The following is a 12,675-nucleotide window of genomic DNA, read 5'->3' as shown; positions in this document are numbered from 1 at the left end:
CATCCGTAACCGACAATCGAAATCAGCACGGGGGAAAGGGGGCGGTGTGTCCCCGGCCCGCTCGCACGCCCGACCACAACGAATCAGCCCGTCTCATTCGACAACTCATGAAATATGGCGGCTAGCGCAAGATCCTTCCCAACAGCCGTTGGATGTCGCCGCGGTGGATGATGAGAAGCGCGATGCTGGATGTGAATACGACGATTGCCAGTGCGAACAGCAGGCCGCCGTCGTCCTTCACGACGATTCCCAGCTTGGTCAGGTGGCTTCCGATGGCCCCGATCATGATCGCCAGCGACAGCGCCGCGCCGAATACGGTTGTTCCCGGCACCAGCAGAAGCACGCAGGCAATCAGCTCGGCCGATCCCGCCAGAATCCTTCCCCAAGGCTCCACACCGAGCGTCTGAAAGATGTACACGGATTCTTCCGCCGCTGCGAATTTGAAGAAGAGCGTTTGCGCGAGGATTACGCAGGCGCCAATCCTCAGCACCCAACTCACGATGCGAAGGTTCTTGGACAGGGGGCGACGCGCCTCGACAACTCGGTTGACCTCCGCCACGTGCGGATGGGTCGTAGTTTGGTCAATCATCGCATGTAACTCCGCAGGATTCCTGAAGTTCACCCATCCACCGTCGAATTGGCCCCGGCGGATTCGGTCCGTTCCAATCACGGGTTGGATGCCGTCCGCTGTCGGTTGGATTCGGGTCAGCCGGAAATTCAGGAAGGCGAGTGGGCTTTGGGCGAATGCGCCCGAGAGATGCGACCAAGGTCGTTCAGGAGCGTCTCCAGGCAGAGTTGCGTATTCACGTTCAAATCGATCTGCCGCTCGGCCTCCGCAATTCGCTTGACGGCGGAGGCAGCATCCGTGGCGCGCATAGCGCCGGCCACGACCTTCAGCCTGCCGAGATGCTCGCGGTTGACCGGCTCGATCTCGTTCGCCGCCGCGATCCGCAGGACATCCGCATACCACGCCGCCGCCAGCTTGAGCAACCCGCGCAGGCCGCGCCGCGTCGCTTCCGTATCGCTGATTTCACTGTCACGCTGTCGCTCGCGATCGGCCAGCTCGCCGGCCAGCTCTTCCCACGGCTTCGTTGCGTAGTATGGGGGGATGCCCTTGCTCGGCGCGAGCAGATCCACCATCCGCCCGTTGACCCCCGCAAGATCATCGTCCACGCCTTGCACCGCTTCGCCGATGCTCCCCCCGGCCATCTCCGCATACCAATTCAACTGCTCGCCCGAGAGATCGCTCCGATGCGCCGCGAGTTTTTCGCGCACGAACGCCGTCGGCAGCGGGTCGAACCGCACCGCCTGCGAACGCGACTGCGTCGTCGGCAGCAGCACACTCGGCGACGGCACGAGCAGTACGATCAGCGTTGCTCCCGGCGGCTCCTCCAGCGTCTTGAGCAACGCGTTCTGCGCCGCGATCGTCATCCGCTCGGCCTCGCGAATGACGAACACCTTGTATCGCCCGCGTTGCGGGGTGAGCCCCACGCGATCGATCACGAAGTGCCGCAGCACGTCCACGCTGATGTCGATCGCCTTCCGTTTCCGCACCGTAGAGTCCGGGTGCTCGCGGTTGAGCTGCCGATAGATCAGGTGCATATCGGGATGCGCGTCCGACGCCACCGCCCGGCAGTCCTCGCATGCGCCGCACCCCTCGAGCAGCAGGTCGACCCCGAAGCTCTCTCGCTCCGCTTCCTTAATCTTCCGCTCGATGGGCCGCTCGCACAGCAGCATCGCCCCCAGCCCCCGCGCGAACATCTCTCGCCCCACGCCCTCCGGCCCGTGGAAGATGCACGCGTGCGGCAGCCGCCCGGCACGCAGCGCCCGCTGAATCTGCCGGTGGGCGTGAGCCTGGTGCTTCACCTCAGCCAAGGACACCGCGAATCGCCTCCACCACCCGCTCGTGAACCCGCTGCTTGCGAATCTCGTCGCTCTCGCCGTGACTTCGCCCGTCCACAACGACTACCGGCCGGGGGTAGTACGACCCCACCTCCAGGAACATCTGCCGCACCTTCCGGTGATACTCCAGCGACCGCGCCTCCATCGCGTCCGGCTTGGCTCCCGGGATCAGCAGCGACTGCCCCGCGTCCTTCTGTCGGTTCTTCCCCGCGTGCTCCTTCTTCCGCCCGATCCGCTCAAACCCCTGCTCCACGTCCACGTCGAGCACCACCGTCACGTCCGGCCAGCAGTCGTCGATCGCGAACCGCGCCAGCTCCACCACCCGCCGTGGGTCGTACCCGGCCGCCCCCTGGTACGCACAGGTCGAGGTCACGAACCGGTCGCACAGCACCGCGTGCCCCGCCTCCAGCGCCGGCCGGATTACCTCCGCCACGAGCTGCGCCCGCGACGCCATGAACAGCAGCGCCTCGCAGTTGACGTTCATCGTGCTCAGGTCGAAGTCCAGCAGCACGGAGCGGATGCGGTCCCCGATGGCCGTCCCCCCGGGATCGCGGCAGCACGTCATGGGCACGTCCAGCCCGCGCAGCCCCTCAGCCAGCAGCTCCCGTTGCGTGGACTTCCCGCTCCCGTCCGGCCCGTCCAGGACCACAAACTTCCCGCGTAGATTTGAAAGAGACGAAGCATCCATGCACGAATTGTACGTCCCGATCGACGCGTGCCTATAGGATGTGAATTGCCGACTTCCTCCCCTTCGTGGCTCCGTGGCTCCGTGGCTCCGTGGCTCCGTGGCTCCGTCACTTCGTAGCTTCTTCGGTCAGTTCCATCACGGCGTGAGCGTCGCCATCAGCGGCGGCGCCGGACAGAGCGCCGGTGACGGCGGCGTCGGTGCATGAATCGTCGTCGGTGTCTCGGGATAAGCGTACGGATAGAACTCCTTTCCCGAGCCCACACTGAACGCATTCACCACGCGGAGCACGTCCGGGCCGATCGTCACGCGGTCGGTTGGCTCCGGGTTCACGTCCGTCCAGGTAAAGTGCGGTGCGGTCGAGGCCGACGACGCACCCTGCAGCGTCGCCGAAATGTCGAATCCGCTTACCGCGCGATTCGGCGGCGTCCACGAATTCGCCGGCGTGGGCGGTATAGTCATCCCATCACCACCGGCCGAAAATCCGCCCACCACATCCGCCCAGAAACGGGCGTTCGCCGCCGTGGGACGAGCCGCCGTATACACGGTCAGCGGCGCGGAGAAGTCGACCCCGTCCGCCGTCGCGCGAACTTCGTACGCCCGCCCGGTCGCCGAATCCGCATCTCCCGGAGCGATCATGCATCCACCCACATGAACAACGGGCAACGCTGTCCAATCGAACAGAACCGGCGAGGGGTCGGAAACCACAAAGGTCAGCCCCTGTCCGCCAACCGAAGGCGGCGTCGTTCGCGGCGTGCTGATGTAATAGGCCGACCCACTCTCCACGTCGGTTACCTGATACGCGAAGCACCTTGGCCCCACATCCGGTTGGAAGCTGATATAACGCTGCTTCGCCGCCCCATGCGGATAGGTTGTCATTTCCAGGGGTGGGCTTAAGGGGGCCGGATCCAAACAGGCCCACCGGCCCAAGGAGAGGGAAACATCGTCACCGGCAATGGCGAAATTCCCACCCACATGCAGTACCGGGCCGCTGCCGTCGTCAAAGCCCGAAAGGGCAAGGACGACGCTGGTTGGAAATGGTGCCCCAACAGATACGCCCGCTCCCAAAGGAGACCAAGTCGAGCCGTCCCATCGGGCGATGTTGTTGGCGCTGATGCCTCCGGCAGTGATGAATTCGCCTCCCGCGTAAAGTGCCGGGCCACATCCGTCGTCGAATACGGTGAGGGTGTAGACGGCGTTGTTCATACCTGTGCCCACGGGCGACCAGGTTGAGCCGTCCCACTTGGAGATGTGCAGGGCGACGACACCGCCCGCATTGGCGAAAGACCCACCCGCGTACAACGCCGGTCCGTCCCCGTCGTCAAAGACCGCGAGGGCAATGACCCAGGTTCCGTTCACCCCCCCGCCGGACATACCCGTTCCCAAGGCTGACCAAGTCGCGCCATCCCATTTGGCAACGCCGGGGGTCGCGAACCCTCCCGCTGCGTACAGCCCCGGCCCGCTCCCGTCGTCGAAAACAGCGAGCGCCGCCACCCCCGAGTTCAGCTCGGTTCCCAAGGCCGACCAGGCTGAGCCATCCCATTTGGCAACGTAGTTGGCGCTTACCCCGCCGGCGCTTGTGAATCCGCCCCCGGCGTACAAAGCCGGGCCGCTTCCGTCGTCGAAAACCGTGAGCGTGCTGACCGAGCCGTTCATCCCCGTCCCCAGGGAAGACCAACTCGAACCGTTCCATTTAGCAATTCGGTTGGCGCTGATTCCGCCGGCGCTGGTGAATTGGCCCCCCACGAACAGCGCCGGACCGCTGCCGTCGTCGAACACGGCAAATGCCGAGGCCGAGCCGTCCAGACCCGTCCCCAAAGCAGACCAGCTCGATCCGTTCCTCTTGGCGATTCCACGGGTGTTGACGTCTCCGGCAATGGTAAAAGTTCCTCCCGCATACAATGCCTGTCCACCGCCGTCGTCGAAAGCAATAACATCCAAAATATAGCTATTTAGGCCAGTGCCGAGGCCGAACCAAGACGAGCCGTTCCACTTGGCGATGCCCCTGCTGCTCACGCCGCCGGCCGAGTCGAACCGCCCGCCCACATATAACGCTGGGCCGCTCCCGTCGTCGAAGGCCCCGAGTGCATGGACGGGAGCGCTTACGCTCCCCGGTATTCCCGCCCCCAGAGGAGACCAGGTCGAGCCATCCCATTTGGCGATGTTGTCGGCGCTGACCCCTCCGGCCGTGATAAATAGGCCCGCCGCGACGAGCGCCGGGCCGCTTCCGTCGTCGAATACACCAAGAGCGTGAACTTCCGGACGATCCGGCGATATGTACCTCATCCCCGTTCCCAGCGCCGCCCAGGTCGAACCGTCCCACTTGGCGATGCTCCAAGCGCCCACCAGTCCGACATTGTAGAAGGAACCGCCCACATACAGGGCTGCACCGCTCCCGTCGTCAAAGACGGTGAGGGCGTAGACACCGCCATCCGTCGCCGGTCCCACGGCCGACCAGGTCGAGCCGTCCCACTTGGCGATGCCCCTGCTGCTCACGCCGCCGGCGGTCGAGAACGAACCCCCCGCGTAAAGCGCCGGCCCACTTCCATCGTCGAAAACGGCGAGGCTCCAGACCGTGCCATTCATCCCCGTTCCCAATGGCGACCAGGTCGAACCGTCCCACTTGGCGATGCCATATGCCCCGCCAAATTGGAACCACCCTCCTGCGTAGAGTGCCGGGCCGCTCCCGTCGTCAAAAACGGTGAGTGAGTAGATCGAACCGTTCGTCCCCGTTCCCAGGGGTAACCAGTTCGAGCCGTCCCACTTGGCGATGTACTTGGCACTTACCCCCCCCTGCAGTGGTGAACTCACCCCCCGCGTAAAGCGCCGGGCCGCTGCCGTCGTCGAAGACAGTGAACGCGCGGACAGCGTCGTTCATGCCCGTTCCCAGGGGGGACCAGTTGGAGCCGTCCCATGCCGCGATGTTGTTGGCCACGGTTTTGCCGACAACACTGAATTCCCCACCAAGTACGAGCAACTCCGGCTGCCCGCCGGGGCCATCCGGATCCCACAGAGTCCAGGCCTCGGCAACCGCGATGGTGGGGTAGAGACCCGGCGCGCCGTCTCCCGGCAGCCACTGACACTGCCCGTAAACAGGTGCCGCAATTATCGCCACGAAGCCGAGGAGTACGGACACGGAGTTCAAGTGCGATTTCCCCCGGCTCGACCCGCAGTGATTTCCGTTTACGGAATTAAACATCGCCCGAGCAGGATGTGGCGCCATGGTGGGTCCTCCTATGGTGTTGCATCCAACGGGCGGCAAATGTCCACCCGCGGCGGCGCTCAGACAATCGCAGGCATGAAGTCGCATTTTACCACCCGCGGCGTGGTAAAACAATGAAAAACGTGCCACATCGATGTTTCAGACTTTCTTAAGATAAGGCATTAAACGTCCATTCGACTCCTGAAATCACTGAAGGTGATAAGTGTCGATGGGCGCCGAATTGGTTGCCCACGCTTCGTGGAAATGCCCTCCTGGGCCGCGTGTTCTTAGCCCGATCCCGCTTTGCCGATCCGCGTCATTGCCTTCTGCCAACAGCATCCCGCGCATTTTCCCGGCCGCGCGCCCAGTCCGTAACCACTGTCCTCATAGGGCCTTACGTGCGACCATTCCACGCGCGCTCACTTTAAACGCCAATCCGACTGAGCGCCCATGCGCGTTATTACTTATAGAGGGTCACGCGCCGGTGCCCGTGCCGCACCGCGTTAGTGCCGATAAGGAGAAACCCGAATGCCCCGATCTTCTTCCAATTGCCTATTGCCTATCTTCCCATGCGTGGCTTCGTCGCTTCGTGGCTACTCCGGCCCATTGATTTGCACCACGGTAGGAAGAAATGGTGCCTGCGTGCAATTCTCAGTTGGTCGTTCAACTAAGAAACCGCTTCGGAATTACGACGCCGGCGGCTTTCTTCGAACACCTCGCCGGCGTTGTAGCTGGAGCGCACGAAGGGCCCCGCCGCCACGCTGATGAAGCCCAGTTCGCGAGCGAATGCGGCGAGTTCTTCAAACTCCTCCGGCCGGTAGTAGCGGGCCACGGGTGCGTGGCCGTCGAGGGTGGGTTGGAGGTATTGCCCGATGGTGAGCACATCGCAGTCGACGTCGCGCAGATCGCGGAAGGTCTGGTGAAGTTCGTCAACCGTTTCACCCAGGCCGACCATAAGGCCGCTCTTGGTGAGAATGTGCGGAGCAATCTCCTTGACGATACGGAGCACATCAATCGATCGGCGGTATTTCCCCTGCGGACGAAAAGCGGGCGTCAGCCGCTCGACCATTTCGATGTTGTGGTTGTACAGCTCCGGCCCGGCGTCGCAGAGCGTCTGGATGCAGTCGCGCCGCGCGTGCATGTCAGCCGGCAGGACTTCGACGGTCGTGGATGGACATCGCTCATGAATCGCCCGAACGCACGCGGCGTAATGCCCCGCGCCTTCGTCTTTCAAATCGTCGCGTGCCACGGCCGTGAGCACGACGTGTCGCAGGCTGAGCTGGGCGACGGCTTCGCCGAGTCGATCGGGTTCGTCGGCGGCGGGGGGCTCGGGGCGAGCGGTATCGACCGCGCAATAATGACATCGCCGCGTACACTTGTCGCCGAGGATCATGAACGTCGCGTGTCGCTTGGACCAGCATTCGGAGAGGTTGGGACAGCGGGCTTCCTGGCAAACCGTGGCCACGCCGCTCTCGGCGACGACGCCGCGGGTGTGTCCGAAGTCCCCGGAGGGCACGGGCCGCTTGAGCCAGGAGGGGAGTCGCCGCTTCGGAGGGGAAGGATCTGATGAAAGAACGTTCAGTTCCACCATGGGATTCTCGATTGTCAGAGGCTGCGCCGACGCAGTTCGGGCTTCGTATGACTGCGTCGTTTTCGATCTTTACGGCCTGCGAAATGACCCGTGCGGGAGTCATTTTCGGCGGCCGGGCGTTTCGAGGATTGTATAAGAAAACGGTACGGCTCGGCCAGTTGCGGTTTGACCGAATCCGTCGGTTACCGTAGGATGACAGGTGTGTCGACGCCGGCCGTTCGGCAGGGAAGCCCGGAGCGTCACGTCTCATGTCTATCCGCTTTTCGAACATCCTCTTTCCGACGGACTTTTCGGACGTGTCCATGCAGGCCGCGCCCTACGCGGTGGAACTGGCCCGCACCTTCGATGCCCAGCTTCACGCCCTGTATATCCTGGATGAGGCCTACCAGTATTGGAGCGGCATGGGGCCGGAAAGCATCCCGGTCGGTCCTCCGCCGGAAGAGTTGCTGGAGCTGGCCAGGGAACGCATGCTGGATTTCAAGGCGAAGTTCCTGTCGGACGTGAAGCGCGAAGCGCTGGTGCATATCGGAGTGGGGCGCCCGTTTGCGGAGATCATTGCCTTCGCGCGGGAGCACGAGATCGACCTGATCGTGATGGCCACGCACGGCCGCGGGGCATTTGCCCATGCACTTCTGGGGAGCACGACGGAAAAGGTGGTGCGCAAGGCCGAGTGCCCCGTGCTGACCGTCCGCGGGAAAGACGAGTCCGCGGATTAACGCGGCACTTGTCATATGCAGTTCGACGACGAGATTCGAGGACATCGTGTCGCAGTTTTCTGATCACGTTGAAGTCATCGACGTCGAAGCCTACGTGCGCCAGCACACGGGGGCGTGCGCGCTGACCGCAGCCCTGATGATCTTCTTCGGCTTTTTCGTATTCGGTGGTGCCGCGGGGAACGAGACATTTGTCGCGGGATCGAAGATCTTCGTATTCAGTCTCCGGATAGGCGGGCTGCTCCTGCTCAGCGCGGCGGTGGGCTGCTGTTTCGGGACGGCCTATGCCCTTCTTGCAGAGGGACTGACCTCGACCCTGGTGGGATTGGGGATCGTCCTCGGCGGGGCGATCATGCTGGTTGGCGCTGGGCTGTCGCTGGGGCCGATCGTCTATCTCATTCTGGGCCTGATGCTGGCGGTGTCGGGGCTTCGAACCATTCTCGATTTTTCGACGCTACCGGCGGAAGACGTCGAGGCGGAAGAGGTGCAAGACCAGGCCGAGCAACTGCGGGAAATCGGCGAGCTCCGCAAGACCGACGGGGCCGTGGAGATCGATGTGTCCGACCAGGCTAGCCCGGATGACTCGCAGGCGGCCGACCCGATTGTTTTCGAGAAACCGGAATCCAGTCGCTCGCGACGACCTTCAAGACGCCATCTCGGCGCCCGTACGGATGACGAAGAAGTCATCCGGCTGGACGACCTCCGTCCGCGCAAGACCCCCCCAAAATCGCGTTGATGCTCTTACTGGCATACCCTATTTGTATATCAGGCGGCCAGATGTCAGAAGCCACTCAACCTCCCTTATACAGCGGACAAGGACCAGACGTCTGCCACCGGGCAGGTCAATATGAACTGCCAAACAGGTGTTTTGGGTGCCCTTGAATGTCGGCAATGCCTGTAGATGATTCGGCCTCGGATCTCGCAAGTCCCGTTGGGGACGCGCGGTACGCGGCGCATTTGCTCTATGGGGAAATCGGCGAATCCGGACAACGGCGCCTCGTTGCTTCCTCGGTGCTGCTGGTCGGTTGCGGAGCGCTGGGATGCACACTGGCCGGGACGCTCGTCCGGGCCGGCGTCGGACGAGTGCGAATATGTGATCGCGATTTCATCGAGCTCTCCAATCTTCAGCGGCAATTCCTGTTCGATGAGCAGGACATCTCCGAGGGTTTGCCCAAGGCCGAAGCCGCGGCTCGCAAGTTACGGCGCGTCAATTCCAGCGTGACGATCGAAGGCGTAGTGACCGACGTCGTCCCCGGCAACATCGAGCGCCTGGCCGAGGGAGCCGATTTGATCCTGGACGGCACCGACAATTTCGAAACGCGCTACCTGCTGAATGACCTCGCCTTCAAGAGCGGGGTGCCGTGGGTTTACGGCGGGGCGATCGGGGCATCGGGGCTGGTCATGGCCTTTCTGCCGGATGAGACGCCTTGTCTGCGCTGCGTGTTCGAGGAAGCGCCCGCGGCGGAACTGACGCCCACGTGCGACACGGTGGGGGTCCTTGCTCCGGCCGTGCAGATCGTTGCTTCATTGCAGGCGATGGAAGCCATGAAGATCCTGGCCGGCCGGCGCGATGCGCTGCACCGCAGGCTGATCAAGATCGATGCGTGGTCTGGGCGATTCACTTCCATCAATATGTTGAGCGCCCGCCGCCCGGATTGTCCGTGCTGCGGACGGAGAGCATTCGAGTACCTGCAAGGACGGCGCTCGCCGTTCACGACGACGCTCTGCGGGCGAAATGCCGTGCAGATTCATCCGCCGACGGAACTCGGCCACGGTGCGACGACCGCGAGCGCGCCGACGGAGCGCGAGTTCGACCTGGAGCGAATCGCGGCGAAACTGAGACCCGTGGCGGAGCGTTCGTTGCGGGTCAATCGTTACATGCTGCGCGCGACCGTCGAGGAATGTGAGTTGACGCTGTTTCCGGACGGCCGGGCGATTATCAAGGGTACCGACAGTCCCGAACGGGCGAGATCGTTGTATGCCCGTTACATCGGCGCCTAGGCCGGATTATGCGCCGGGGCACCGGTGCCATGGCGCGTCGTGGCTGTCGCACGTCGCGCTTGACAGTAGGGTCGACTTCTCGGAAAAAGAAATGCCGGATCGGACGCGGCGCGAAGCGCTCCCGCCGGTCCGAGCCCTTCCGCTGCGGAGACCGTCCATGCCGACCGCCCAGACCATTCTTGACCGCAAGGGAACCGACGTCGCGACCGTAGATCGAGACAGCACCGTTCTCGACGCCGCCAAGCTGATGAATCAGCGCCGCATCGGCGCCGTCGTGGTGACCGCCGGCGATCGGGTCGTCGGTATTTTCACCGAGCGGGATGTACTGACGCGGGTCGTGGCCGCCGGCAAGGATGCTTCGAGTGTGAAGGTGGGCGATTTGATGTCCACGCCCATGTTCTGCTGTCGCAGGGACACGGCGCTGAGTGAATGCCGCGGCATCATGACGGCCAAGCATATTCGCCATTTGCCGGTGGTGGAGGAAGGCCGACTTCACGGTTTGATCTCGTCGGGTGACATCCTGGCGACGGAGGCGGCCGAAAAGCAGACCACGATCGAGTATCTGCACGAGTATCTTCACGGATGGAGCTGAGGCCGGTCTGGTTGCGAAATCGGCCCAAGAAGACCAAGCAGGGAGGTGGAGCGTCGTGCTGATTGGTGTGATCGCAGATACGCATGATCGACTGCCGACGATGGATGCCGCGATGGAGGTCTTTCGCCGGGCGGGCGTGGACGCGGTCATCCATGCGGGCGACATCGTTGCTCCCTTCGCGGCCGATCGGCTGGTCCGATTCGCGGGTCCGACCCATGTCGTCTACGGCAACAACGACGGCGAGCGCGACGGATTGAAGAAGAAACTGCCGAAGATTCAGGATGGTCCGCTCAAGCTGGAACTGGGCGGGCGGAAAATCCTGGTTCATCATTTCATCGACTGGTGCAGCGAACAGGATGTCGCCGCGGCGGAAATCGTTATCACGGGGCACACGCACGAAGTGGTCAATCGCGAACAGGATGGGCGGCTCATGCTCAATCCCGGGGAGTGCTGTGGATGGGTGCATGGGCGGTGCACCGTGGCAATCCTCAACACCGAGGGACCGAGCGCGGAGATTATCGAACTCCCCGGTTAGGGAATGGTGCATACGAAATGACGGCAAGAGTCGCGCAGTTGTCAACAGTGATATTGATTGCGGTGGGTGCGGTTGCCACGGCCGGCTGCGTCCGTCGTACGCTCAAGATTACCACGTCTCCGCCCGGAGCGCTGGTGGTTCTGAACGATCAGGAGATCGGCCGCTCTCCGACCGAAGTCGATTTTACATGGTACGGCGATTACGACGTCGTCCTCCGCAAGGAGGGCTACGAGACACTGAAGACAAGCTGGAAAGTTCCTGCGCCGTGGTACCAGACGATCCCCGCCGACTTCTTCGCGGAAGTTCTCTGGCCGGGACGGATTCACGATGTTCACGAGCGGGAATTCGTTCTGGCGCCCGCGACGGCGCCGGATCGAGACGAGCTGACGGAACGCGCGTTCGAGTTTCGTGAAAAGGCGATCGACATCCGCCCGTAAGGGGCCCACGATCACATCTTGCCGCCGATGGTCGGCTTCGTCAGGCTCTCCCGGCTCTTCCAGACCAGCGCGGCCGCGCCGATGACCCCGGCGTCATAGCCGAGCTTGGCGAGGGCGATTTCCGGAACGTCATCGAACAGCCGCCAGCGCTGGTCTTGCAGGTGCTTGCGAACGCCGTTGACAAGAAAGTCGCCGGCGCGGCTGAGCCCGCCGCCAAGCACGACGCGGGCAGGGTTGTAGCCGTGCTGGATGTTGATGACGGCGACGGCGAGATTGAGGCAGGCTTCATCCCACAGGCGGCAGGCGAGGCCGTCGCCGTCCTTCGCGGCGCGTTCGACGTGTTCGGCGGCAATCTCCTGGCCATGATCGAGTCGCTCCCGCAGGGAAGACGCTTCGCCGTCAACGAGGGCCTGCCGGGCGCGGCGTCCCAGCGCCGAGGCGGAAGCGTACTGTTCGAGGCAACCGCGCTGCCCGCAGGGGCAGGGCAGGCCGTTCACCTGGACGATCATGTGGCCCAGCTCGGCGGCGTTCTCAAAGTGGCCGTGCAGGACCCGGCCTTCGATGATCGCACCGACGCCGACGCCGGTTCCAAGCGTGAGCAGAACCATATCCTCGGGATGCCGATCGCGGTGGACCCAGTACTCTCCGAATGCCGCGAGGTTGGCATCGTTGTCGAGGTGAACGTCGCAGCCGAGTGCGTCAGCGATTCGATCGCGAAGGGGGACATCGTTCCAGCCGGGGAGGTTGGCCATTTTCGCGATGCGCCCCTTGCGGGGGCTGAGCGGACCCGGTGAGCCGATACCCACGCCGGCGACCTGGTTCCAGCCGTCCGGGGCGGATTCGACGATCGTTCGGGCCGCGGTGATGAGGTCTTTGATCACCGCTTCGGGACCGCGGGCGGCATCGCTGGGGCGGTCCAAGCGCTGGATGATCGCTCCCTTGTGATCGACGAGGCCGGCCTTGATGTTCGTGCCGCCGAGGTCGAGACCGACGGCCAGTAGCTGCTTCTCGTTCATA

Annotated in this window: 13 protein-coding genes; 6 read left to right on the top strand and 7 right to left on the bottom strand. The window is 63.4% G+C overall.

What is annotated here, in order from left to right:
- Positions 1–121: 121 nt before the first annotated feature.
- The 6 genes from J5J06_03415 to lipA form a co-directional block, all read right to left on the bottom strand.
- Positions 122–589, bottom strand: a complete 468-nt coding sequence (locus J5J06_03415) for a DoxX family protein (protein ID MCO6436115.1) — start codon at positions 587–589, stop codon at positions 122–124.
- Positions 590–717: 128 nt separating this feature from the next.
- The gene (locus J5J06_03410) at positions 718–1,881 is read right to left on the bottom strand and encodes a DNA polymerase III subunit (protein MCO6436114.1); all 1,164 of its coding nucleotides are present in this window, start codon (positions 1,879–1,881) and stop codon (positions 718–720) included.
- On the bottom strand, positions 1,868–2,590 hold the full coding sequence (gene tmk / locus J5J06_03405; GenBank protein MCO6436113.1) for a dTMP kinase: 723 nt from the start codon (positions 2,588–2,590) through the stop codon (positions 1,868–1,870). The genes J5J06_03410 and tmk overlap by 14 nt, the downstream gene beginning before the upstream one ends.
- 135 nt (positions 2,591–2,725) lie before the next feature.
- The gene (locus J5J06_03400) at positions 2,726–5,398 is read right to left on the bottom strand and encodes a hypothetical protein (protein MCO6436112.1); all 2,673 of its coding nucleotides are present in this window, start codon (positions 5,396–5,398) and stop codon (positions 2,726–2,728) included.
- Positions 5,280–5,810 (bottom strand): hypothetical protein, encoded by a 531-nt coding sequence (locus J5J06_03395; GenBank protein ID MCO6436111.1) that lies wholly within the window; start codon positions 5,808–5,810, stop codon positions 5,280–5,282. The genes J5J06_03400 and J5J06_03395 overlap by 119 nt, the downstream gene beginning before the upstream one ends.
- 646 nt (positions 5,811–6,456) lie before the next feature.
- Positions 6,457–7,380 carry a lipoyl synthase gene (gene lipA, locus J5J06_03390; GenBank protein ID MCO6436110.1) on the bottom strand — a complete coding sequence of 308 codons (924 nt, stop codon included), beginning with the start codon at positions 7,378–7,380 and terminating at the stop codon, positions 6,457–6,459.
- A gap of 248 nt (positions 7,381–7,628) precedes the next feature.
- On the opposite strand from lipA, the gene J5J06_03385 reads away from it, so the two are divergent.
- The 6 genes from J5J06_03385 to J5J06_03360 all read left to right on the top strand — a co-directional run bounded on the left by J5J06_03385 (position 7,629) and on the right by J5J06_03360 (position 11,658).
- Positions 7,629–8,096: a universal stress protein gene (locus J5J06_03385; GenBank protein MCO6436109.1), complete on the top strand. Its 468-nt coding sequence runs from the start codon at positions 7,629–7,631 to the stop codon at positions 8,094–8,096.
- A gap of 46 nt (positions 8,097–8,142) precedes the next feature.
- A complete protein-coding gene (locus J5J06_03380; protein MCO6436108.1) occupies positions 8,143–8,829 on the top strand; it encodes a hypothetical protein in 687 nt (228 codons plus the stop codon).
- Between the two features lie 155 nt (positions 8,830–8,984).
- Positions 8,985–10,094: a ThiF family adenylyltransferase gene (locus tag J5J06_03375; GenBank protein ID MCO6436107.1), complete on the top strand. Its 1,110-nt coding sequence runs from the start codon at positions 8,985–8,987 to the stop codon at positions 10,092–10,094.
- Positions 10,095–10,251: 157 nt separating this feature from the next.
- Positions 10,252–10,686, top strand: coding sequence for a CBS domain-containing protein (locus J5J06_03370; GenBank protein MCO6436106.1), 435 nt, complete (start codon positions 10,252–10,254; stop codon positions 10,684–10,686).
- 55 nt (positions 10,687–10,741) lie between these two features.
- Complete coding sequence (locus tag J5J06_03365; protein ID MCO6436105.1) at positions 10,742–11,221, top strand: metallophosphoesterase; 480 nt, start codon at positions 10,742–10,744, stop codon at positions 11,219–11,221.
- A 17-nt stretch (positions 11,222–11,238) separates the two neighbouring features.
- Entirely contained in the window at positions 11,239–11,658 is a 420-nt protein-coding gene (locus tag J5J06_03360) for a PEGA domain-containing protein (protein ID MCO6436104.1), read from the top strand.
- An 11-nt stretch (positions 11,659–11,669) separates the two neighbouring features.
- On the opposite strand, the gene J5J06_03355 is transcribed toward J5J06_03360, so the two are convergent.
- Entirely contained in the window at positions 11,670–12,674 is a 1,005-nt protein-coding gene (locus tag J5J06_03355) for an ROK family protein (GenBank protein MCO6436103.1), read from the bottom strand.
- Position 12,675 lies beyond the last annotated feature (1 nt).

It is taken from the genome of Phycisphaerae bacterium, from assembly GCA_024102815.1.
In the GTDB taxonomy this organism is placed as follows: Bacteria; Planctomycetota; Phycisphaerae; order UBA1845; family UBA1845; genus JAGFJJ01.
Note: the sequence above shows the minus strand (reverse complement) of the source record. Positions and strands in the feature narration are given on the sequence as shown.

Bases quoted from the DNA above. Each gene is read 5' to 3' on its own strand.
- J5J06_03415 (MCO6436115.1), bottom strand. From the start codon at position 589: ATGATTGACCAAACTACGACCCATCCGCACGTGGCGGAGGTCAACCGA.
- tmk (MCO6436113.1), bottom strand. From the start codon at position 2,590: ATGGATGCTTCGTCTCTTTCAAATCTACGCGGGAAGTTTGTGGTCCTG.
- J5J06_03395 (MCO6436111.1), bottom strand. From the start codon at position 5,810: ATGGCGCCACATCCTGCTCGGGCGATGTTTAATTCCGTAAACGGAAAT.
- lipA (MCO6436110.1), bottom strand. From the start codon at position 7,380: ATGGTGGAACTGAACGTTCTTTCATCAGATCCTTCCCCTCCGAAGCGG.
- J5J06_03385 (MCO6436109.1), top strand. From the start codon at position 7,629: ATGTCTATCCGCTTTTCGAACATCCTCTTTCCGACGGACTTTTCGGAC.
- J5J06_03375 (MCO6436107.1), top strand. From the start codon at position 8,985: ATGCCTGTAGATGATTCGGCCTCGGATCTCGCAAGTCCCGTTGGGGAC.
- J5J06_03370 (MCO6436106.1), top strand. From the start codon at position 10,252: ATGCCGACCGCCCAGACCATTCTTGACCGCAAGGGAACCGACGTCGCG.
- J5J06_03360 (MCO6436104.1), top strand. From the start codon at position 11,239: ATGACGGCAAGAGTCGCGCAGTTGTCAACAGTGATATTGATTGCGGTG.
- J5J06_03355 (MCO6436103.1), bottom strand. From the start codon at position 12,674: ATGAACGAGAAGCAGCTACTGGCCGTCGGTCTCGACCTCGGCGGCACG.